Below are 19,865 nucleotides of genomic sequence, written 5' to 3'. Positions count from 1 at the left end.
GCAGGGGGACGCGCATATTCCGGGGGGAAACGCATGACAGGGGATCTTTCGCAGGCCGTGAACGCGGCCGGCGTGCCGGCGCCCGCGTCGCAGAACGGTAGTTCCGGCACACGGGAGCTCGACAACACTGCACCTGTCGAGCCCGTCGACCTGTGTCGGCTCACCGTCCTCTCCGACTCGGTCCAGGTCGACCTCGCCTTGCCCACCGATGTGCCGATCTCCGTGCTCGTCCCAGGGATCGTCGGGCTGCTCAATTCGCGTGCGGGTTCGAGCGAGACCGGACACGAGACCGCCGCCGACCGACAGGGTCGCCCCTGGGTGCTGTCGAAGATCGGCCGATCACCGCTTCACGGGACCATGACGCTCGACGAGGCATCGATCCGTGACGGCGAGATTCTCGTTCTCGGCACCGCGGACTCGCCCGCGCCACCGCCGCTGTTCGACGACCTGATGTACGCGGTCGCCACGACCGGCCATGCCCCGAGCGGGCTGTGGACGGCGCGTACTGCGCAACTCGTCGGTTTCGGCGTCGGCGCCTTCGCCATCGCGCTCTCCTGCCTGTCGCTGCTCGAGTCGCAGTTCGGCGCCCTGTCCGGCACGCCGCCTGTCGGCGACACCGGAATCTCGTTCGATGCAGGCATCGGCGCTGCCACCGCAGCAGTGCTCTTTCTCGTCGCGGGCTCGATCGTTGGGCGGATCTACGGCGACGACAGGACAGGGATCTTCCTTTCCGGCTGTGCGCTACCGCTGATGTTCACCTCGGGAGTGATGTTCGTGCCCGGGTCCCTCGGCGCGCCGCATCTGCTTCTCGGAGCCGCCGCGACAGGTGCGGGTGCGGTGCTTGCACTGCGGTTGGGCGCACACGGATACGCGCTCTTCACTGCGATGGCCACGGCCTCGGCAATCGCGTCCGCAGCGGCGGCGACGGCCTCGTTCACCGAACTTCCGCTCAGCACAGTCGGCGCCGGCGTCACACTCGTCGCACTTGCAGCCCTGGCCACCGCGCCGCGCCTGTCGATGATGCAGGCACGCCTGCCCCTGCCGCCGGTACCTACCGCCGGCGCTTCCCTCGACGAGGTCGCGGACGAGGAGCTACCCACCGTCGCCGAGCTCGAGAGCGCCTCCGGACGGGCCCGCAGTTACCTGACCGGGCTCGTGTGTGCCGCCGGCGCCGCAGCAACGACTGGTGCTTTGCTTGCCGCGTTCGGCTCCGAGCCACCACGTGGCATGTATTGGCCGGGTGTGTTGCTGGCACTGGTGACGGCGTTGGCCCTGACCCTGCGCGGGCGAACCTTCGCCGAGGTACAGCACGCGGTCCCACTCGTGGCAGCGGGATCGACCATCGGGCTGAGCCTGCTCGGCGTCGTCGTGTTCGCGGCGCCGCTCCCGCAGATCGGGGCCTTCGTCGCGGCACTCGCCGCAACCGTGGCGGCGTTGATATTCGGTTCCCTCGTGCCCACTCGCGTCTTCTCACCCGTGTTGCGCCGCGCCGCGGAACTCGTCGAATACGCCGCTATCGCCGCTGTCATTCCGCTCGCGTGCTGGGTATGCGGTCTGTACGCGGCGATGCGCGGACTGTGAACGCCCGGGCCGCAACCGCGCGAGTCGTACTCGTCCTCGGACTCGCGGTGAGCTGCGCTCTGATGCCCTTCGGAATGCGGTCCGCCGCCGCCGACCGCCCATTCGTCGATCCGGGACTGCTGCCGGAAGCTGCACCCGCGGCGCCACTCGAGCCGACCGAGCAGCGAAACGCCTGCATGCCCGTGTCGTCCGTACCCGACGGGCCCGCAGTCCCGGTGGCGATCGACGCGCTCGATTTCGGCGCCGTCTGGCCGATCACCCGTGGAGCAGGTCAGGTCGTGGCCGTGATCGATACCGGTGTGACTCCCCACCCCAGATTGCCGGGATTGAGGGCAGGCGGGGACTACGTGCACACCGGCGACGGGCTCTCGGACTGCGACGCGCACGGCACTCTGGTCGCGGGGCTCATCGCCGGATCATCGGTGGACGTTAGCGGCTTCTCCGGTGGAGCTCCCGACGCGCAGATCATCTCGATCAGGCAGTCCAGCAATGCCTTCCAACCTGCGCGCACTGCCGAAGACGAGGGCGATCCGAGCGCCGAGAACGCCTCGGGTTACGGCAACGTGATGACGATGGCCATGGCCGTGCGCACTGCCGCCGATCTCGGTGCGACCGTCATCAATATCTCGGAGGTCGCCTGTGTGCCGAGCGGAGCGGGATACGTCGACGGCCCGCTCGGGGCAGCAATCGACTACGCCGCACGCGTGAAGGATGTCGTCGTGGTCGCAGCGGCCGGGAACGTCGGCGGGACATCACCGTGTCGAGGCCAGAACCCACCCCCGGATCCCGCAGACCCCTTCGCCGACCAGTGGGAACGTATCGCCACCATCGCAACACCGGCGTGGTTCGACGATCAGGTGTTGACGGTCGGTTCGGTGAACCCGGACGGCACTCCCGCAGCCTTCAGTCTCGCCGGACCCTGGATGGACGTCGCCGCGCCCGGGACCGCGATGACCTCGTTGTCGCCGACGGGCTCAGGCCTGGCCGACGGCACCGTCGACAGTCAGGGAGGATTCGCGCCGATCCAGGGCACCAGCTTTTCGGCTCCCCTTGTCGCAGCGGTAGCTGCGCTGGTGCGGGCCCACCGACCCGACCTGAGCGCAGCGGAGGTCATCGAACGCATCGAAGCGACCGCGCATGCGCCCGCCGAGGGATGGAACCATCTCGTCGGCCATGGCGTCGTCGATCCGCTGGCAGCTGTCACAGGCAACATCGACAGCAAGTACGTTCCGGCACCGGCCGAACCGTCGGCGATGGCCGCACCGATTCCGGCTGCCCCGCCCGATCTGCGCCCCAGGACCGTCGCTGCAACCGGGACGGCGGTGGTGCTCGTCCTTCTCGGCGCCGGACTGAGCGTGTCCGTCCTACTACCGAAGAGGACGAGACGTCATCCCGCGGGAAGCGCAGCCCCGGCCGGGTCCGGACCGACTCCGTCGTGAGCGGTGAGGGCATCCGCCCGGCTCAACGTAGGGCCCGTTCCCAACAATTCGACGATCGGCCACGGGGCTGGGGCGGCCGCGCCGAAGCCGAGTGCAGCGGCGGCCTCGCCGTCGGCAACCCCGAAGCGAACTCCGGTGTCCGCCACGAAGAAGTGGCCGTCGCGGCGCGAGCTGGTCGGTGCGATTCCAGTGCTCTGCACGAACCCGCCGCTGCCCGGCGACAGATAGACTTCGTCGGCTGCGGGACCGCCACCGTCCGCCTGCGCCAACCGGACCGGTGCAGCTGACTCCTGCAACGGCAGCGTCCTTCCGGCGGACAATTCCAGACGCGCTTTCGGTCCGCCATCCGGTGCGTTCTGCGGAATCCAAGACAGGCAGCTCACCGGCTGGGCCGAGGTGTCGACGATGGTCGGCGCAATATCCGGAAACGAGCCGACTGCGAGACGGGTCACCGTCGGTGCTCGCCTCAGGACATCCGGATTGAGCGCCTCGATCTCCGGGCTGCCCTGCGAGTCCGCGAATTTCACGAGTTGAGCGGTCGCCTGGCTCACCGGTTGGATGCCATCCTCGAGCACCACATAGTAGTCGACCGCGACCCCGGACACCTTGACCACCGAACCGATGGTCTTGCCTGCGATCTCGTAGTCGGGTATCTCACCCGCCCGGGGTATCGGGGGCGGTGAGATGGCAGGGACGACCGGGACGGCGTTCGCGAGCGCCGAGCTGACACTCGACGGTTCTGCGCCTTCGAGTCCCAGCGCGCGCACCACCGAACGGTCGGCAAGATCGATCCGAGCCCGAACACCGTCGTACACCAGATAGGTACCGTCCGATGTTCGCCACAGGAAAGCCTGCGTATCGGACAGGGGCGCGCTGTCCTCATCGTACTGGGGATCGCCGGCCAGCACGGTGGTTCCCGCTGTCGCGCCGCTGCTTCCAAGCGTGTCGCACACTGTCCAGGGAACCGCTATGCCTGCCTCGTCGTGCGGCAGCGAGGAGGGAGCGCCGGGAATGCCGACGAGCGGGCCACGCCTGCGATCCGCAAGTTCGGCCGAATCGACCATCGTCGGGGTGTCCGGGCTTCCGACGATCAAACGGGCCGACGCGAGATTGAGTACCGGATGCAGAGTGTCGTCCATCCGAACGAACATGGCGCCGGAATCCTTCGCAACCACGATGGACGCGTCGCCGATCTTGTCCTGAGGTCTCAGCAACGCCAGCGCGGCGCACCCGGCCAGTCCGAGACACGCCACCACCATTCCCACCGCGAACGCACGCGAATGGGACCGCATCGGATCGTGCAGCATGCGCACGTCGCGACGCACCAGGGCGTGCTCCATCCGTCGGACGAGAAACCTGTATCCGCCGACCTGCCACTTCGTTGTCGGCGTCGCCGCCACGAGCCCTCCCCCGAAACCGATCCGTCGGCCCGTTCCCCCACGGGCCGCCCCGCGGGTCACAGTACCCACTCGGTGGCCGTCGAGGTACCCGGGTCACCCGAGCCTTGTAGAGTGCACCGAACGAGTGATGAACGCGCTGTCCGGCGCACGCTCGTGGCACAGCCTTCGGGGGGAGGGATCAACGGATATGACTGGCGCGCAGCGTGCTGCCGATCCGCTCGATCGTGTTGCACCCAGACGGCGGAGTCGGTCCAGCGTGCGGCTCGGAATCGGACTTCGCGTCCCGACGCTCCGGCGGCTGGTCTGTATCGAACTGGTGTTGGCCCTGCTGTGCGCCGCCGCCATAGCCGCCGGCTTCTCGATGCGCACGGTGCTCGTCGTGGCGGTGCTGACCGCAGCGATCCCGTTCGTCACCACAGCGGGTAGGACACCGTTCGACTGGGCAGTGACGGCGATTCGATACGCGTCCGGGTGGGCGCCGTCCGTTGGCGCGACAGTCGACCATATCGATGTCGACGGCAATCCCTTCGGAGTCCACCGACACGGTGACCTGGTGTCCTGCATTCTCGAGCTTCGCCCGGCCGAGGGTGCGGCGACCCGCCTCGGACGCGCGGGTGCCACGACGGACTCCACACTGGATCTGGGCACTCTGGCACGGTGTCTGACCCAGCACGACATCTCACTGTCGGGCATCGATGTCGTCTCGCACGGCCGGCGGACTGCTTCGGGCACACCCGCAGCGGATGTGTACGAACGTTTGATCGGGCCGCTCCCTGCTGTCGCGGACAGGACGGTCTGGGTCACGGTCACCGCAGATCTGCGATCCAACACCGAGGCGGTTCGAGTACGCGGCGGAGGCAGTGTCGGAGCTGCCGCCACCGTGCGTATCGCGACCGAACGCGTTGCGCGAGCGCTCGATGCGCAAGGAGTTGCGTCGACGGTCCTGACGCGCAACCAAATTCGCGACGTCGTATTGCACCTGTGCCGCGGTGTCGCCATCGATGACCTCACCCAGAATTGGCGGACGGCACCTTTACCCGGCGCGGCTGCCACCGGTTACGAAATCGACTGTCGGGCAATCGACGAGGAACTCCTGGCGGATGTGTGGGCGACGCCGTCGCTGTCGACGACGGTATCCCTTCGGCTGACGCCGGGTGCCGCCGACGAGCAGGTGAACATGAGCGGCTTCTGCAATCTCGTCACGCGTTCGGGCGCACCAGCACTGGATGCACCCGGGTTGTCGTCGATGAACGGTAGACACCGCCTGGCCCTTCTGTTGACTCTGCCCATTGCCGTCCCGGCTCCCGGCCACACCGAGCCCGGGCGGCGCATCGCACGCACCCGAGCTTCCGAACTGAGCCCACCCACGAGCGGATGTGGGCAACTGCTGGGCTCGGACGCGTCCGGCCACGGCATCGCCACGCGCATGCACGGCCGTGGAGTGCGCTCCGTACTCGTCGCCGGTGAGTTGTACCTCGCGCAGCAACTTGTCTTTCGCGCGGTTGCCACCGGCGCAAGAATTCTCGTCCGAACCGACCGACCGCATGCCTGGCGGCCCCTCGTCGACTCGCTGGCAACGCCTGACAACCTGCGGATCGACGACGGCGCGCGCCGCAACGGTCCATCCATCGACCTTGTCGTGCAGGACTTCACGGACACGGTGGATGTGGGGCTACCGAGCCGTTTCGACGGCACCACGGTGTTGACCCTGACCGAGCATCCCTCGCTGACACCGATGCGCGATCCCGACGTGAGTATCGTGCAGCCGGGCGCCGCCGGGGACCGAGTTCTCGTAAGAACATCTCGTCACGACATCGAGTTGATACTGGTGACCATCGCGCAGGAAACTGCATTCATCGGACGACCCCGGAGTGTTCGAAACCCGGTCGGAACCTACTGACCGGGGTAGGGCCGGACCGAGGCCGCCATCGTCGATGCGGTCGCCCACCAGTGCAGCTGGTCGAGCATGCGCGTCGCAGAATCGGCGGCAGCCTCGTTCGATGTGCAACCCTGTTCGTCGAACGCTCTTCGGGCGCGCGGGAAGGCAACACTGTCCCGGACCGATACCATGTGCAGTTCCGCCGCGACCTGTCGAAGTTGTTCGGTTGCGCGCATGCCGCCCGAGATGCCGCCGTAGGAGACGAACCCGATCGGCTTTCCGCGCCACTCGTACTTGACGGTGTCCAGCGCGACCTTCAGTGATGCCGGATACCCGTGGTTGTATTCGGGAGTCACGGCGACCACTGCTTGCGCAGCGCCGATCGCGGAGACGAGCGCTTCGGCCCCCTGCGAGGGCGACAGGTCGATCGGGAGGTCGAGGTCGATGAGGTCCAGCGTCGAGGCTTCGAAGTCGGAGCGCTCGGCCACGGTACGCGAAAACCACTCGGCCACCACCGGACCGAAACGCTCGGGCCTGACGCTGGCAACGACTACGGTGAGCCGAACGGGTGCTGGTGTCACGGTCCCAGCGTAGCCATTGCGCAGCACCAGCTTCGAGCGGCAGGCATCAACAGCAACCAGGCCCGGAGGGGATGCCGCTTCGCATTTCCCGGGTCGCGACATTGCGGCTCGCCAGCTCGGCTGCGTCCGGATAGTCGACAGCGACGAGTGCGAGTCCGTGCGCCGGTGCCACCGTCACCGAACTCGAACGCGATCGTGCATCGAGAAGAGCGGCGGTCCACTCGGGAGTGCGTCGCCCCTCCCCGACTGCCTGGATCGCACCGACCAGGCTCCGCACCATGGACCAGCAGAACGCATCAGCGCTGACGTAGGCGGTCACCCGATCTCCGACGCGCTCCCAATCGAAACGTTGCAGTTCGCGCACCGTCGTCGCACCCTCACGTCGCTTACAGAAGGCAGCGAAGTCGTGCAGCCCTAGCAGTGTCGACGATGCCTCACGCATGGTGTCGAGGTCGATGTCGCGGGGCCAGGACACCACGCCGCGAACGTCGAGCGGGTCGACTCCGTACCGGGCCGTGCTGAACCTGTATTCGTAGTGGCGGCGGAGGGCAGAAAACCGGGAGTCGAAGTCCGCGGACACTCGGGTGATCGCCTTGACCCTCACATCGGTCGGAAGAAACCGTGCCATTCTGCGGACGAGACGCTCCGGTTCTTCGATTTCGCCGACTGCATCGAAGTGCGCTACCTGCCCGCTGGCGTGAACTCCGGCATCGGTACGTCCCGCGACCGTCAGCTCGATCGGTTCACGGAGCACCGTCGAGAAGGATTGCTCGAGAACTCCACACACCGTGCGGATACCGGGTTGGCGGGCCCAGCCGGAGAAGTCGGTGCCCTCGTAAGAGATGTCGATCCGGTACCGGCGCACGGCAGCAGCGGTACGCAAAGAAGCGGACCCGCCATCCTCGGAAGGAATGGCGGGCCCGCTTCGTTCGTGCTCCGAAACCAAGAGGACTAGTCCTTCTTGGCGTCTTCTGCGTCGGACGCGTCCGACGCGTGTGCGTCCTTGTCTTCGATGCCGTCGACGACTGCTTCGGCGTTCTCGACCTCGGCATCGGTCGCGTCGGCTTCGACAGCCTCGACGACGTTCTCCTCGGCCGGTGCCTCGGCGGCAGCCGGAGCGGTCTTCGAAGCCTTCACGCGGCGAGCGCGATCTGCTTCGTTGGACACCGTCTGCTCGTTGACGAGCTCGATGATGGCCATCGGCGCGTTGTCGCCCTTGCGGGGGACGGTCTTGATGATGCGCGTGTAGCCACCGTCGCGATCGGCGAAGAAAGGCCCGATCTCGGCGAACAGCTTGTGCACGACATCTTTGTCGTTGATCGTCTTGAGTACCTCACGACGATGAGCCAGGTCACCCTTTTTTGCGTGGGTCACCAGCTTCTCGGCGTGCGGACGAAGGCGCTTGGCCTTCGACTCTGTGGTGGTGATGCGGCCGTGCTCGAAGAGTGCCGTCGCCAGGTTGGCCAGGATGGCCTTCTGGTGCGACGCCGACCCGCCGAGACGGCGGCCCTTGGTGGGCTTGGGCATGATGAATCTCCTAGTAAGAGCTCCAACGAGCTGATTACAGCTGTTCTGTCTCGGCGTAGTCCTGCTCGGTACCTTCACCGTCGGTGAAGGTGCTTGCGTCCGTATCGCTCCACGTTCCCGTGGTGGCGTCGTATCCGGGCACTGTGGTCGGATCGAAGGAAGCGGGGCTGTCCTTGAGCGAAAGGCCCAACGAGTGCAGCTTGACCTTCACCTCATCGATGGACTTCTGTCCGAAGTTACGGATGTCCAGCAGATCGGACTCGGTACGACCAACCAGCTCGCCGACGGTGTGAACACCCTCGCGCTTGAGGCAGTTGTAGGAACGGACCGTCAGGTCCAGATCCTCGATGGGGAGTCCGAAGGAAGCGATGTGATCGGCCTCGGCGGGCGAGGGTCCGATCTCGATACCTTCTGCTTCGACGTTCAGCTCACGGGCGAGGCCGAAGAGCTCAACCAGGGTCTTGCCCGCCGAAGCGAGCGCGTCCCGCGCGGTGATGGAATTCTTGGTCTCCACGTCGAGAACGAGCCGATCGAAGTCGGTGCGCTGTTCGACGCGGGTGGCCTCCACCTTGTAGGTGACCTTGAGTACGGGCGAGTAGATCGAGTCGACCGGAATACGGCCGATCTCTGCGCCCGATGCCTTGTTCTGGACGGCAGGAACGTAGCCGCGGCCACGCTCGACAACGAGCTCGACCTCCAACTTGCCCTTGTCGTTCAAGGTCGCGATGTGCAGATCCGGGTTGTTCACCGTGACGCCGGCCGGGGGAACGATGTCGCCTGCGGTCACAGCGCCTGGGCCCTGCTTGCGGACGTACATGGTGACCGGCTCGTCCTCTTCGGAGCTCACCACGAGGCCCTTGAGGTTCAGGATGATGTCGGTGACGTCTTCCTTGACTCCGGGGACAGTGGTGAACTCGTGGAGAACGCCGTCGATACGGATGCTGGTGACAGCGGCTCCGGGGATCGACGACAGCAGGGTACGGCGGAGCGAGTTGCCGAGTGTGTAACCGAAGCCAGGCTCGAGCGGCTCGATGACGAATTTCGAGCGGTTGTCCGCGATGACCTCTTCGGTCAGCGTCGGTCGCTGTGAAATGAGCATTGTGTGTTCCTCCTGTACGGACGTCCGCTATTTGACGTCCACGTGTGGAGGCGAGAACGTCTGCGGGTGACCGGGACGGCCACCCGCAGACGCGCTACGCCTTACTTCGAGTAGTACTCGACGATGAGCTGCTCCTGGAGCGGCACATCGATCTGTGCGCGCTCCGGTACCCGGTGAACCAGGATGCGAAGACGGTTCGGGACGACCTGCAACCACGGCGCGACCGTACGATCCCCGTAGCTCTCGCGAGCGATCTGGATCGGCAAGGTCTGTGCGGACTTCTCGCGTACATCGATGATGTCGTACTGCGAGACGCGGTAGCTGGGGATGTCCACGCGCTTGTTGTTCACGAGGAAGTGACCGTGCGTGACCAGCTGACGAGCCTGGCGACGCGTACGTGCCAGACCGGCGCGGTAGACGACGTTGTCGAGACGGGTCTCGAGGATCGTCAGCAGGTTCTCGCCGGTCTTGCCGGGACGCCGGTTGGCTTCCTTGTAGTACAGGCGGAACTGCTTTTCCATGACGCCGTAGGTGAAGCGAGCCTTCTGCTTCTCCTGAAGCTGGAGCAGGTACTCGCTCTCCTTGATCCGCGCGCGACCGTGCTGGCCGGGCGGGTAGGGACGACGCTCGAATGCCTGGTCTCCTCCGACGAGGTCGACGCGCAGACGACGAGACTTGCGGGTGATAGGACCGGTATAACGTGCCATTTTCTAAACCTTTCCTTCCCGCTAGACCCGACGCCGCTTCGGCGGACGGCAACCGTTGTGCGGCTGGGGGGTGACATCAGAGATGGTGCCGACCTCGAGGCCTGCGGCCTGAAGTGAGCGGATTGCGGTCTCACGGCCGGAGCCGGGTCCCTTGACGAACACGTCGACCTTCTTGACGCCGTGCTCCTGAGCCTTGCGCGCTGCGTTCTCGGCAGCGAGCTGAGCAGCGAACGGAGTCGACTTGCGCGAGCCCTTGAAGCCCACGTGGCCCGAGGACGCCCACGAGATGACGTTGCCGGCCGGGTCGGTGATCGACACGATCGTGTTGTTGAAGGTGCTCTTGATGTGCGCAGATCCGTGGGGGACGTTCTTCTTGTCCCTGCGACGCGTCTTCTGCGTCTTCTTCGGACCGGTACCGCGTGCTTTAGGGGGCATTACTTCGCCTTCTTCTTGCCGGCAATGGTGCGCTTGGGGCCCTTACGGGTGCGCGCATTGGTCTTGGTGCGCTGTCCACGTACGGGCAGACCACGACGGTGGCGAAGGCCCTGGTAGCAGCCGATTTCGATCTTGCGACGGATGTCGGCCTGCACCTCGCGACGCAGGTCGCCCTCGACCTTGAGGGACTCCTCGATGTACTCGCGGAGCTTGGTCAGATCTTCGTCGGACAGATCCTTGCTACGCAGATCCGGGTTGACGCCGGTTGCGTCCAGGATCTCCTTCGAGCGGGTACGGCCGACGCCGTAGATGTAAGTCAGTGCGATCTCCATGCGCTTTTCGCGCGGAAGATCCACACCTGCGAGACGTGCCATGTGGCATTCCTTTTCGTGTGCCGGAGGTCTGCTCCCAGTCCGTCCCCTGTGTCCTTCTCACCTGTGGGTGTGAACCCGTAGGCAGGAGAAGCGTCTTTCAACTAACTCAGTGGGGCCCCGGCCTCCGTGCCGGGGGTGTGCCGTAACGCGTGTGTCACGGTTGGTGCTGGGAGGTCTTCTTCTTGCTGTGTGCCAAGCAGAAACGCGAAATGCTCGGTGGTTATCCCTGACGCTGCTTGTGACGCAGGTTCTCGCAGATCACCATGACTCGTCCGTTACGACGAATCACCTTGCACTTTTCGCAGATCTTCTTGACGCTCGGCTGAACCTTCACGTCGCTGATCTCCTGTGTGTAGCTCGCGCACGCCGCACGAATACCTACGGCGCGATTCGAGCATGGTTCTCTCCGACCGGACCTGGCCGGAGAAGCTTGTTACTTGTAGCGGTAAACGATGCGACCCCGCGTGAGGTCGTATGGAGAGAGCTCCACGACGACTCGATCCTCCGGGAGGATACGAATGTAGTGCTGGCGCATCTTTCCACTGATGTGTGCGAGCACCTTGTGACCGTTCTCCAGCTCAATGCGGAACATCGCATTGGGCAAGGGTTCGACTACTCGGCCCTCGACTTCGATGGCACCGTCTTTCTTAGCCATATCCTCCGCGTCCCTGGTTTGACACCTGGTTGATTGCATCTGTTTCCGTTAACGTGATGCTCACTGGCCACCGACTTGCGTCGGCGGTGTGGACCGGTCGATGTAAGGCCGGCTCGCGCAGGCATGCAAACAACCGGTACGCAGAGCGCACCGTCGAACTATGTTACCGGCAAACTCTCACCAGGCCAAATGCCGTGCTGTCGACTACTGTCCCGCGATCGGATTTCGCGGTCGAAGGAGCAGGGTCGGCCGACTGCGCTCGGACTCGTCTATTCGGGACGAAGCGTCAGGATTCGAGGGCCGTCTTCTGTCACGGCAACGGTGTGCTCCCAATGCGCAGCCCGCGACCCGTCGGTGGTGACCACGGTCCAATCGTCATCGAGGATCTCGGTCTCGTAGGTTCCGAGGGTCAACATCGGCTCGATGGCCAGGGTGGAGCCGATCACCAATTCGGGCCCCTTACCGGGTGCACCTTCGTTGGCGAGGAATGGCTCCATGTGCATCTCACGGCCGATTCCGTGCCCGCCGTACCCGTCGACGATGCCGTACTTGCGCCCGTGCAGCTTCTCCGCATCGTGTGTACCGGTCTCGATTGCATGCGAGACGTCGGTGAGACGGTTGCCTGGGAGCATCGCGGCAATGCCGGCCTCCATCGACAGCCGAGTTGCCTCGCTGAGCAGTGCATCTGCTTCGATGATCTCGCCGATTCCGAATGTCCAGGCCGAGTCACCGTGCCAGCCGTCGAGAACTGCGCCGCAATCGATGGAAATGATGTCGCCCGCGGCGAGAACGTCCCGTGCGGACGGGATGCCGTGAACCACCCGGTCGTTCACGGACGAGCAGATGCTCCCCGTGAAGCCGTGATATCCGAGGAAAGACGGAACGGCACCGGCATCCCTGATGACAGCCTCGGCGACACGGTCCAGTTCGAGAGTCGAGACGCCGGGCTTCGCTGCGTCCCGCACCGCCACCAGCGCAGCGCCGACGATCGCACCCGCCGCAGCCATCGCGTCGAGTTCACCGGCGCTGCGGAACGGGACAACCTTGCGTTTGCGACCGAAGGCCATTACTTGCCGAGGCCCTCGATGGACTTCAGCGCGCGGGCGCTGACCTCGTCGACCTCGCCCATCGCATCGACGGAGAGGATCTGGTCCGAGTAGTGGTCAAGCAGGGGTGCGGTCTCGTCGCGGTAGACGTTGAGCCGATTGCGGATGACGTCTTCCTTGTCGTCCGCACGACCTCGCGAGAGCATCCGTTCGACTACGACATCTTCATCGACCACGAACGAGAGCACAGCATCGAGCTTGGCGCCCAGGTCTGCGAGGATCTCGACGAGCGACTCGGCCTGACCGACCGACCGAGGGAAGCCGTCGAGCAGAAATCCGTTGACCGCATCGGGCTCGGCCAAACGACTGCGAACCATGTCGACAGTCAGTTCGCTGGGAACCAGGTCACCGGCGTCGAGGTATTTCTTCGCCTCGATTCCGAGCGGGGTCTTCTCGCCGATGTTGGCGCGGAACAGGTCGCCGGTCGAGATGTGGGGTACACCCAACTTCTCGGACAAGATCTCGGCTTGGGTGCCCTTGCCGGCACCGGGAGGACCAAGAAGTACGAGTCTCACTTGAGGAACCCTTCGTAGTTGCGCTGCATCAACTGACTTTCGATCTGCTTCACGGTGTCGAGGCCGACGCTCACCATGATGAGGACGGCGGTGCCGCCGAACGGCAGGTTCTGCGCTCCCCCACTGTTTCCCATGTCGAGGAAAACATTCGGGAGCACGGCGATGGTGCCCAGGTAGACCGAACCCGGAAGGGTGATGCGGCTGAGCACGTAGTTGAGATAGTCGGCTGTCGGCTGGCCTGGCCGGATCCCCGGTATGAATCCACCGAACTTCTTCATCTCCTCGGCCCGTTCCTCCGGGTTGAAGGTAATGGCGACGTAGAAGTACGTGAAGAAGACGATCATGCCGAAGTAGATGGAGATGTAGACCGGGTTCGACGGGTTCACCAGGTACTCGTTGATGATCCGCTGCCACCAGCTGGGATCCGTCGCGGTACTCGCCGAGGTCAGCTGCGCGATCAGATTCGGCAGGTACAGCAGCGAGGACGCGAAGATGACCGGGATGACACCCGCCTGGTTCACCTTGAGAGGCAGGTACGTCGACGATCCGCCGTACATCTTGCGACCGACCATCCGTTTTGCGTACTGCACCGGGATGCGGCGCTGGCCCTGCTCGACGAACACGACGCCGACGATGATCAGGAAAGCGGCCACACAGACCATCGCGAAGACGAAGCTGCCGCGGCTGTCGAGGATGGACTTGCCCTCGGACGGGATTCGCGATGCGATACCGGCGAAGATAAGCAGGGACATACCGTTGCCGACGCCACGTTCGGTGACCAATTCACCGAACCACATGACCATGGCCGCACCGGCGGTCATGACCAGCACGATGATGACCAACCCGAAGATGCTCTGGTCGGCGATGATGTCCTGCTGGCATCCCTGAAGGAGCTGCCCACGCGAAGCCAGGGCCACGAGTCCGGTGGCCTGGAGGATAGCCAGCGCGATCGACAGATAGCGCGTGTACTGCGTCATCTTGGCCTGGCCGGACTGTCCCTCTTTGCGGAGCTGCTCGAACTTGGGGATGACCACCGTCAGTAGCTGAACGATGATGCTCGCGGTGATGTACGGCATGATGCCGATCGCGAAGACCGACAGCTGCAGCAGCGCCCCACCCGAGAAGAGATTGATCAGCGAATAGATACCGGCCTGATCGCCACCGGAGACCTGTTCGATACAGGCTCGGACGTTGGCGTAATCAACACCGGGCGAAGGCAGGGTAGCGCCGAAGCGGTACAAGGCGACCAGACCGAGCGTGAAAAGGATCTTTCGTCTCAGGTCAGGAGTCCTGAAGGCCGACACGAAGGCGGAAAGCAAAGATCCTCCTGGCACGAGGCGCGTTGGTGTCGAACAGCCGTCCGGTCACATTCGACCTACACGACGTCCGACCTTGGATTGCGGGTGACACGAGTCACCCGCATGAAAGGCATTGTCACGTAACTCTAGAACTCTAACAGTGTGCATCCGACGGCCGGTCGATCAGTGCGCACCCGCCCATTCGGACGATGCAGCGACCTACCCGCGCAGTGTCCCGACCGGGCGGCCGACGACCTCTGGTCGACCCAGCGGCCACAACGGCGCGATGGCCGCAGCGAGAGCCTCTACCGAGGCTCGTTGCTGCGGCCATCGACACACGATGAGCGTGATCGACCGGAGTCGATCTGGGTTATACCTCGGTTGCGGAACCGCCGGCAGCGGCGATCTTTTCCTTGGCAGAACCGGTGAACTTGTTGACGGAGACATCGACCTTCACGGTCAACTTGCCGTCGCCCAGCACCTTGACGGGCTCGTTCTTGCGCACTGCGCCCTTGGCGATCAGATCGGCAATGCCGACCTGTCCACCCTCGGGGAACAAGCGCTCGATGTCGCGAAGATTCACGACCTGGAACTCGACACGGTTCGGGTTGGTGAAGCCCTTGAGCTTCGGGAGTCGCATCTGGAGGGGCATCTGGCCGCCCTCGAAACGCGCCGGCACGTTCTTGCGTGCGCCGGTTCCCTTGGTTCCGCGACCCGCGGTCTTGCCGCGCTTGCCGCCTTCACCGCGGCCGACGCGAATCTTGGTCGACTTGGATCCGGGAGCGGGACGCAGGTGATGCAGTTTGATGGTCATGGTTAGACCTCCTCAACAGTTACGAGGTGGCGCACCACATTGACCAGTCCGCGGGTCTGCGGGGTGTCCTCACGGACGACGGACTTGCGGATCCCCTTGAGGCCGAGAGTCCGCAGGCTGTCCCGCTGGTTCGACTTCTGGCCGATGGTGCTTCTGATCTGGGTGACCTTGAGCTGTGCCATTACTTGGTCGCTCCTGCCTGTGCACGCGCACGGAGCATGCCAGCGGGCGCAACCTCTTCGAGGGTCAGACCGCGACGAGCCGCGACCTCCTCGGGACGCTGCAGTGCCTGCAGGGCTGCCACGGTGGCATGAACGACGTTGATCGCGTTGTCGCTACCGAGCGACTTCGAGAGCACGTCGTGGATGCCTGCGCACTCCAACACGGCGCGGACAGCACCACCGGCGATGACTCCGGTACCCGGGCTGGCCGGACGGAGCATGACGACGCCTGCTGCTGCTTCACCCTGAACGGGGTGCGTGATGGTGCCCGCGATCATCGGAACGCGGAAGAAGCTCTTGCGAGCCTCCTCGACGCCCTTCTGGATCGCCGCGGGAACTTCCTTGGCCTTGCCGTAGCCGACGCCGACCAAGCCGTTGCCATCTCCGACGATCACGAGGGCGGTGAAGCTGAAGCGACGACCACCCTTGACGACCTTGGAGACGCGGTTGATCGCAACTACGCGCTCGATGAAGTTCGACTTCTCGGCAGCGTTGCCGCCACGCGAGTTGTCGCGACGGTCACGTCCACCACGGTTATCACCGCGCTGGCTGTTGTCACCACCGCTGTTCGGTCCACTGTTCTGTCCGGCGGGGCCGCTTCCGCCGTCACGCCGTTGACGTCCCGGCATCAGGCTGTCCTTCCGTTGTCAGTTTCAGTCATCATCAGAATGCCAACCCGCCTTCGCGAGCGGCATCTGCCAGCGCCGCGATGCGGCCGCTGTAGTCGTTGCCGCCACGGTCGAAGACGACCGTTTCGACGCCGGCTGCCTTTGCGCGAGCAGCGATGAGTTCGCCGACCTTTGCGCTCTGGGCCTTCTTGTCTCCGTCGAGGGCACGCACGTCTGCTTCGATCGACGATGCACTGGCCAGCGTGTGGCCGGCGAGGTCGTCTACGAGCTGCACGTGAATGTGCCGCGAGGAGCGGTTGACGACCAAGCGAGGACGCTCGGGCGTGCCGGAGATCTTCTTGCGAAGGCGGAAGTGGCGGCGCGCCTTCGACAGGCGACGCTTGGTCGACACGTCCGTGCCGCGCGGAGTGCGCTTCACGACGTTCGCCTTGTCTGCTGTTTGCTGGCTCATATCACTTACCCGTCTTTCCGACCTTGCGGCGGATAACTTCACCCTCGTAGCGGATGCCCTTGCCCTTGTACGGGTCCGGGCGCCGCAAACGACGGATGTTGGCAGCGATCTGACCGACCGCCTGCTTGTCGATGCCGCTGATGGTGAATCGCGTGGGCGACTCGACCGTGAACGTGATGCCTTCCGGTGCTTCGATCAGCACAGGGTGGCTGTACCCGAGCGCGAACTCGAGATCCTTGCCCTTGAGGACAACGCGGTAACCGACGCCGTGGATCTCCATCTTGGTGGTGTACCCGTTGGTGACACCGGTGATGAGATTCGCGACGAGGGTGCGCGAGAGGCCGTGCAGCGAGCGGCTACGACGCTCGTCGTCCGGGCGGGTGACGGCGATGGTGCCGTCGTCCGAGCGGGCGATCTGGATGGGCTCGGCGATCGTCAGTGCAAGAGACCCCTTAGGACCCTTGACCGCGACATTCTGGCCGTCGATCGTGATGTCGACGCCCGCGGGGACCGTGACCGGCAATTTTCCAATACGTGACATGGTGGTGGCCTCCCCTACCAGACGTAGGCGAGGACTTCTCCGCCCACACCCTGCTTGGCCGCCTGACGCTCTGTGAGCAAACCGGTGGACGTGGAGATGATCGCCACGCCCAGGCCGCCGAGAACCTTGGGCAGATTGGTGGATTTTGCGTACACACGAAGACCAGGCTTCGAGATGCGACGCACGCCTGCGAGGCTGCGCTCACGGCTGGGTCCGTACTTGAGATCGACGATGAGGGTCTTGCCCACCTCGGCGTCCTCGGTACGGAAATCAGCGATGTAGCCCTCACGCTTGAGGATCTCGGCGATGTTCGCCTTCAGCTTCGAATGGGGAAGCTTCACCTCGTCGTGGTACGCCGAATTGGCGTTGCGCAGACGGGTCAAGAAGTCTGCAATTGGATCGGTCATCGTCATGGTGTGACCTGTGCACCTTTCTCGCAGCGGTTCCCATGCAGCACGCGCGAGCTGGTGCCCCTGGGTTGTTCTCGACCCGGGGGCCTGGCTCGTCACATCGTGGGCCTACAGCGAAGTGAACATGTCCTGACCGACTGTTGACGGTCAGGGGTTGCGCTCCAAGCAATGCATCACTGCACTGCCAGGTGTTTCGAGCTTCCGCGTGTTCTTCTTTCCAAGTGCGGAGAACCCGAGGTTGCGTTGAAACTGCAAGGACTCGCGTGCAGGCACGACGAAGCCCGGGCAACCGCACAAGTGTAGGCAACCAGGCTGAAAACACCAAATCATCCGCTCTGAAGGTTGCCGGCGCGGGGCACTGATCACGGTCCACAGGTCGGCCCGAAGCGGCTCGCGCTCGTGTCTCACGGCGGGCTCGATGCCTGCAGAGCTGACACCGTTTTTGCCGAGTACGCACAGGCGCTATGACCTGAACCAATGTGCGGGGTCGGCAATATCGGTGCTAGGTCACGGCAGGACATACAACAAAACGGGCGTGGGTTCCGTGAAGGAACCCACGCCCGTCAGCGTGATGCGGTGAAGCCCGAAGGCCTCAGTTCACCAGGAGCTCTTGCGAACGCCGGGGAGCTCGCCGCGGTGTGCCATCTCGCGAACGCAGATACGGCACAGGCCGAACTTGCGGAACACCGAGTGGGGACGGCCGCAGCGGTTGCAGCGTGTGTATCCACGCACCGCAAACTTCGGCTTCTTGTTGGCCTTGTTGACCAGTGCCTTCTTAGCCATGGACTCAGTTCTCCTTGAACGGGAAGCCGAGGTGCTTGAGCAGCGCGCGGCCTTCTTCGTTGTTGGTTGCGGTGGTCACCACAGTGATGTCCATGCCGCGCGGACGATCGATCTTGTCCACGTCGATCTCGTGGAACATCGACTGCTCGTTGAGGCCGAACGTGTAGTTGCCGTTGCCGTCGAACTGCGTGCCGGAGAGGCCGCGGAAGTCCCTGATTCGGGGAAGGGCAATGGAGGTCAGACGGTCCAGGAACTCCCACATGCGGTCGCCACGGAGCGTGACGCGTGCGCCGATGGGCATTCCCTCACGAAGCTTGAACTGCGCGATGGACTTGCGTGCCTTGCGGATCTCCGGCTTCTGACCGGTGATCGCGGCGAGGTCGGCAACTGCACCGTTGATCAGCTTCGCGTCACGGGCAGCGTCACCGACACCCATGTTGACGACGACCTTGACGACACCCGGGATCTGCATGACGTTCTCGTATGCGAACTCGGTGTTGAGGGCGTCTTTGATCTCGGCGCGGTAGCGCGCCTTGAGGCGAGGCTGCACGCCTGCCTTGTTCTCAGTGGTAGTCATCTCAGATGTCCTTCCCGTTCTTCCGGGAAACACGAACGCGCTTGCCGGACTCTTCGTCGGTGCGGTAGCCCACGCGAGTGGGGTTTCCGTCCGAGTCGATGACTGCGACGTTCGATACGTGGATCGGGGCTTCCTGCGTGACGATTCCGCCCGAGGATGCGCCGCGCTGGTTCGCGGAGACCGCGGTGTGCTTCTTGATCCGGTTCACGCCCTCGACGAGGACCTTGGAGTTTTCGGGGTAGGCCTGGATGACCTTGCCCTTGGCTCCCTTGTCCTTGCCTGCGATCACGAGAACGGTGTCGCCCTTGTGCACCTTCATTTACAGCACCTCCGGGGCGAGCGAGACGATCTTCATGAACTTCTTCTCACGCAGCTCGCGACCCACCGGGCCGAAGATGCGGGTTCCGCGAGGATCGTTGTCCGGCTTGATCAGCACGGCAGCGTTCTCGTCGAAACGGATGTACGAACCGTCCGGGCGGCGACGCTCCTTGACGGTGCGGACGATGACGGCCTTGACGACCTCACCCTTCTTGATATTTCCACCTGGGATGGCGTCTTTCACCGTAGCTACGATGATGTCGCCGATCCCGGCGTAGCGACGTGACGAGCCACCGAGAACGCGGATGCAAAGGATTTCCTTCGCGCCCGTGTTATCAGCAACGCGTACTCGCGACTCCTGCTGAATCACAAACTTCTCCTAGACCTGGATGTACAGACGTGCCGGATTTCCGTCCCGACACGCGCGGTCGGCCACCTGGCCCACGGGTGCACGAAGGCACACCGCTGCCACAGGCAACTGGTCAAGTGTAGGGAACTACGCCGCCGAATCCAAATCGATGCTGG

26 protein-coding genes are annotated in these 19,865 nt (G+C 64.3%); 3 read left to right on the top strand and 23 right to left on the bottom strand.

Annotated features, from left to right (window positions below; translation table 11 throughout):
- Positions 1–33 precede the first annotated feature (33 nt).
- Both eccD and mycP read left to right on the top strand, forming a co-directional pair.
- Entirely contained in the window at positions 34–1,581 is a 1,548-nt protein-coding gene (eccD, locus tag KVY23_RS17555; RefSeq protein ID WP_230557602.1) for a type VII secretion integral membrane protein EccD, read from the top strand.
- Positions 1,548–3,020: a type VII secretion-associated serine protease mycosin gene (gene mycP, locus KVY23_RS17550; RefSeq protein WP_268995224.1), complete on the top strand. Its 1,473-nt coding sequence runs from the start codon at positions 1,548–1,550 to the stop codon at positions 3,018–3,020. Before eccD ends, mycP begins: the two co-directional genes overlap by 34 nt.
- Here the strand turns inward: mycP and eccB are convergent.
- Entirely contained in the window at positions 2,969–4,420 is a 1,452-nt protein-coding gene (gene eccB / locus KVY23_RS17545) for a type VII secretion protein EccB (RefSeq protein WP_206509636.1), read from the bottom strand. The genes mycP and eccB overlap by 52 nt on opposite strands.
- A 187-nt stretch (positions 4,421–4,607) precedes the next feature.
- Here eccB and eccE point away from each other — a divergent pair, with 187 nt between their 5' ends.
- Positions 4,608–6,320 carry a type VII secretion protein EccE gene (gene eccE, locus KVY23_RS17540; protein WP_230557600.1) on the top strand — a complete coding sequence of 571 codons (1,713 nt, stop codon included), beginning with the start codon at positions 4,608–4,610 and terminating at the stop codon, positions 6,318–6,320.
- Here the strand turns inward: eccE and KVY23_RS17535 are convergent.
- From KVY23_RS17535 to rplN, 22 genes are all read right to left on the bottom strand, one after another.
- Positions 6,314–6,880: an NADPH-dependent FMN reductase gene (locus KVY23_RS17535; protein WP_230557599.1), complete on the bottom strand. Its 567-nt coding sequence runs from the start codon at positions 6,878–6,880 to the stop codon at positions 6,314–6,316. The two genes, eccE and KVY23_RS17535, sit on opposite strands and share 7 nt — an antisense overlap.
- 46 nt (positions 6,881–6,926) lie before the next feature.
- Positions 6,927–7,826: a tRNA pseudouridine(38-40) synthase TruA gene (gene truA / locus KVY23_RS17530; protein WP_230557598.1), complete on the bottom strand. Its 900-nt coding sequence runs from the start codon at positions 7,824–7,826 to the stop codon at positions 6,927–6,929.
- Positions 7,827–7,831: 5 nt separating this feature from the next.
- Entirely contained in the window at positions 7,832–8,407 is a 576-nt protein-coding gene (gene rplQ / locus KVY23_RS17525) for a 50S ribosomal protein L17 (RefSeq protein ID WP_206509632.1), read from the bottom strand.
- Positions 8,408–8,441: 34 nt separating this feature from the next.
- Positions 8,442–9,506, bottom strand: a complete 1,065-nt coding sequence (locus KVY23_RS17520; RefSeq protein WP_075838841.1) for a DNA-directed RNA polymerase subunit alpha — start codon at positions 9,504–9,506, stop codon at positions 8,442–8,444.
- A 101-nt stretch (positions 9,507–9,607) separates the two neighbouring features.
- Positions 9,608–10,213, bottom strand: a complete 606-nt coding sequence (gene rpsD, locus KVY23_RS17515) for a 30S ribosomal protein S4 (protein WP_075838840.1) — start codon at positions 10,211–10,213, stop codon at positions 9,608–9,610.
- 21 nt (positions 10,214–10,234) lie between these two features.
- Positions 10,235–10,648 (bottom strand): 30S ribosomal protein S11, encoded by a 414-nt coding sequence (rpsK, locus tag KVY23_RS17510; protein WP_019663574.1) that lies wholly within the window; start codon positions 10,646–10,648, stop codon positions 10,235–10,237.
- Complete coding sequence (rpsM, locus tag KVY23_RS17505; RefSeq protein ID WP_206509631.1) at positions 10,648–11,022, bottom strand: 30S ribosomal protein S13; 375 nt, start codon at positions 11,020–11,022, stop codon at positions 10,648–10,650. The genes rpsK and rpsM overlap by 1 nt, the downstream gene beginning before the upstream one ends.
- Before the next feature lie 220 nt (positions 11,023–11,242).
- Entirely contained in the window at positions 11,243–11,356 is a 114-nt protein-coding gene (gene rpmJ, locus KVY23_RS17500; protein ID WP_003938068.1) for a 50S ribosomal protein L36, read from the bottom strand.
- 99 nt (positions 11,357–11,455) lie between these two features.
- The gene (gene infA / locus KVY23_RS17495) at positions 11,456–11,677 is read right to left on the bottom strand and encodes a translation initiation factor IF-1 (protein WP_005140011.1); all 222 of its coding nucleotides are present in this window, start codon (positions 11,675–11,677) and stop codon (positions 11,456–11,458) included.
- A 269-nt stretch (positions 11,678–11,946) separates the two neighbouring features.
- Positions 11,947–12,744 (bottom strand): type I methionyl aminopeptidase, encoded by a 798-nt coding sequence (gene map, locus KVY23_RS17490; protein WP_075838838.1) that lies wholly within the window; start codon positions 12,742–12,744, stop codon positions 11,947–11,949.
- Positions 12,744–13,298 carry an adenylate kinase gene (locus KVY23_RS17485; RefSeq protein ID WP_075838837.1) on the bottom strand — a complete coding sequence of 185 codons (555 nt, stop codon included), beginning with the start codon at positions 13,296–13,298 and terminating at the stop codon, positions 12,744–12,746. Before KVY23_RS17485 ends, map begins: the two co-directional genes overlap by 1 nt.
- Positions 13,295–14,617, bottom strand: a complete 1,323-nt coding sequence (gene secY, locus KVY23_RS17480; protein ID WP_230557597.1) for a preprotein translocase subunit SecY — start codon at positions 14,615–14,617, stop codon at positions 13,295–13,297. The genes KVY23_RS17485 and secY overlap by 4 nt, the downstream gene beginning before the upstream one ends.
- A 349-nt stretch (positions 14,618–14,966) precedes the next feature.
- Entirely contained in the window at positions 14,967–15,410 is a 444-nt protein-coding gene (gene rplO / locus KVY23_RS17475) for a 50S ribosomal protein L15 (protein ID WP_075838835.1), read from the bottom strand.
- A gap of 2 nt (positions 15,411–15,412) precedes the next feature.
- Positions 15,413–15,592, bottom strand: coding sequence for a 50S ribosomal protein L30 (rpmD, locus tag KVY23_RS17470; RefSeq protein ID WP_075838834.1), 180 nt, complete (start codon positions 15,590–15,592; stop codon positions 15,413–15,415).
- Entirely contained in the window at positions 15,592–16,260 is a 669-nt protein-coding gene (rpsE, locus tag KVY23_RS17465; RefSeq protein WP_075838833.1) for a 30S ribosomal protein S5, read from the bottom strand. Before rpsE ends, rpmD begins: the two co-directional genes overlap by 1 nt.
- A gap of 34 nt (positions 16,261–16,294) precedes the next feature.
- Positions 16,295–16,711, bottom strand: a complete 417-nt coding sequence (gene rplR / locus KVY23_RS17460) for a 50S ribosomal protein L18 (RefSeq protein ID WP_075838832.1) — start codon at positions 16,709–16,711, stop codon at positions 16,295–16,297.
- Position 16,712: 1 nt separating this feature from the next.
- Positions 16,713–17,252 (bottom strand): 50S ribosomal protein L6, encoded by a 540-nt coding sequence (gene rplF, locus KVY23_RS17455; protein ID WP_230557596.1) that lies wholly within the window; start codon positions 17,250–17,252, stop codon positions 16,713–16,715.
- Between the two features lie 14 nt (positions 17,253–17,266).
- Positions 17,267–17,665: a 30S ribosomal protein S8 gene (gene rpsH, locus KVY23_RS17450; protein WP_072806577.1), complete on the bottom strand. Its 399-nt coding sequence runs from the start codon at positions 17,663–17,665 to the stop codon at positions 17,267–17,269.
- Between the two features lie 594 nt (positions 17,666–18,259).
- A complete protein-coding gene (locus tag KVY23_RS17445) occupies positions 18,260–18,445 on the bottom strand; it encodes a type Z 30S ribosomal protein S14 (protein ID WP_072806574.1) in 186 nt (61 codons plus the stop codon).
- 4 nt (positions 18,446–18,449) lie between these two features.
- Positions 18,450–19,022, bottom strand: coding sequence for a 50S ribosomal protein L5 (gene rplE, locus KVY23_RS17440; RefSeq protein WP_121114007.1), 573 nt, complete (start codon positions 19,020–19,022; stop codon positions 18,450–18,452).
- A 1-nt stretch (position 19,023) separates the two neighbouring features.
- Complete coding sequence (rplX, locus tag KVY23_RS17435; RefSeq protein WP_075838829.1) at positions 19,024–19,341, bottom strand: 50S ribosomal protein L24; 318 nt, start codon at positions 19,339–19,341, stop codon at positions 19,024–19,026.
- Positions 19,342–19,710: a 50S ribosomal protein L14 gene (rplN, locus tag KVY23_RS17430; RefSeq protein WP_008718280.1), complete on the bottom strand. Its 369-nt coding sequence runs from the start codon at positions 19,708–19,710 to the stop codon at positions 19,342–19,344.
- Positions 19,711–19,865 lie beyond the last annotated feature (155 nt).

Source organism: Rhodococcus sp. I2R, from assembly GCF_020889545.1.
Taxonomy (GTDB): domain Bacteria; phylum Actinomycetota; class Actinomycetes; order Mycobacteriales; family Mycobacteriaceae; genus Rhodococcoides.
This window is presented reverse-complemented; position numbering and strand designations above follow the sequence as displayed.

Coding starts and splice junctions, on each gene's coding strand:
- rpsH (WP_072806577.1), bottom strand. CDS start 17,665: ATGACGATGACCGATCCAATTGCAGACTTCTTGACCCGTCTGCGCAAC.
- KVY23_RS17445 (WP_072806574.1), bottom strand. CDS start 18,445: ATGGCTAAGAAGGCACTGGTCAACAAGGCCAACAAGAAGCCGAAGTTT.
- rplF (WP_230557596.1), bottom strand. CDS start 17,252: ATGTCACGTATTGGAAAATTGCCGGTCACGGTCCCCGCGGGCGTCGAC.
- rplX (WP_075838829.1), bottom strand. CDS start 19,341: ATGAAGGTGCACAAGGGCGACACCGTTCTCGTGATCGCAGGCAAGGAC.
- rplQ (WP_206509632.1), bottom strand. CDS start 8,407: ATGCCCAAGCCCACCAAGGGCCGCCGTCTCGGCGGGTCGGCGTCGCAC.
- rpmD (WP_075838834.1), bottom strand. CDS start 15,592: ATGGCACAGCTCAAGGTCACCCAGATCAGAAGCACCATCGGCCAGAAG.
- KVY23_RS17520 (WP_075838841.1), bottom strand. CDS start 9,506: ATGCTCATTTCACAGCGACCGACGCTGACCGAAGAGGTCATCGCGGAC.
- eccD (WP_230557602.1), top strand. CDS start 34: ATGACAGGGGATCTTTCGCAGGCCGTGAACGCGGCCGGCGTGCCGGCG.
- rpsD (WP_075838840.1), bottom strand. CDS start 10,213: ATGGCACGTTATACCGGTCCTATCACCCGCAAGTCTCGTCGTCTGCGC.
- rpsM (WP_206509631.1), bottom strand. CDS start 11,022: ATGGCACGTCTCGCAGGTGTGGATCTTCCGCGCGAAAAGCGCATGGAG.
- rplE (WP_121114007.1), bottom strand. CDS start 19,022: ATGACTACCACTGAGAACAAGGCAGGCGTGCAGCCTCGCCTCAAGGCG.
- rplR (WP_075838832.1), bottom strand. CDS start 16,711: ATGAGCCAGCAAACAGCAGACAAGGCGAACGTCGTGAAGCGCACTCCG.
- infA (WP_005140011.1), bottom strand. CDS start 11,677: ATGGCTAAGAAAGACGGTGCCATCGAAGTCGAGGGCCGAGTAGTCGAA.
- eccE (WP_230557600.1), top strand. CDS start 4,608: ATGACTGGCGCGCAGCGTGCTGCCGATCCGCTCGATCGTGTTGCACCC.
- rpsE (WP_075838833.1), bottom strand. CDS start 16,260: ATGCCGGGACGTCAACGGCGTGACGGCGGAAGCGGCCCCGCCGGACAG.
- rpsK (WP_019663574.1), bottom strand. CDS start 10,648: ATGCCCCCTAAAGCACGCGGTACCGGTCCGAAGAAGACGCAGAAGACG.
- rplO (WP_075838835.1), bottom strand. CDS start 15,410: ATGACCATCAAACTGCATCACCTGCGTCCCGCTCCCGGATCCAAGTCG.
- map (WP_075838838.1), bottom strand. CDS start 12,744: ATGGCCTTCGGTCGCAAACGCAAGGTTGTCCCGTTCCGCAGCGCCGGT.
- mycP (WP_268995224.1), top strand. CDS start 1,548: ATGCGGTCTGTACGCGGCGATGCGCGGACTGTGAACGCCCGGGCCGCA.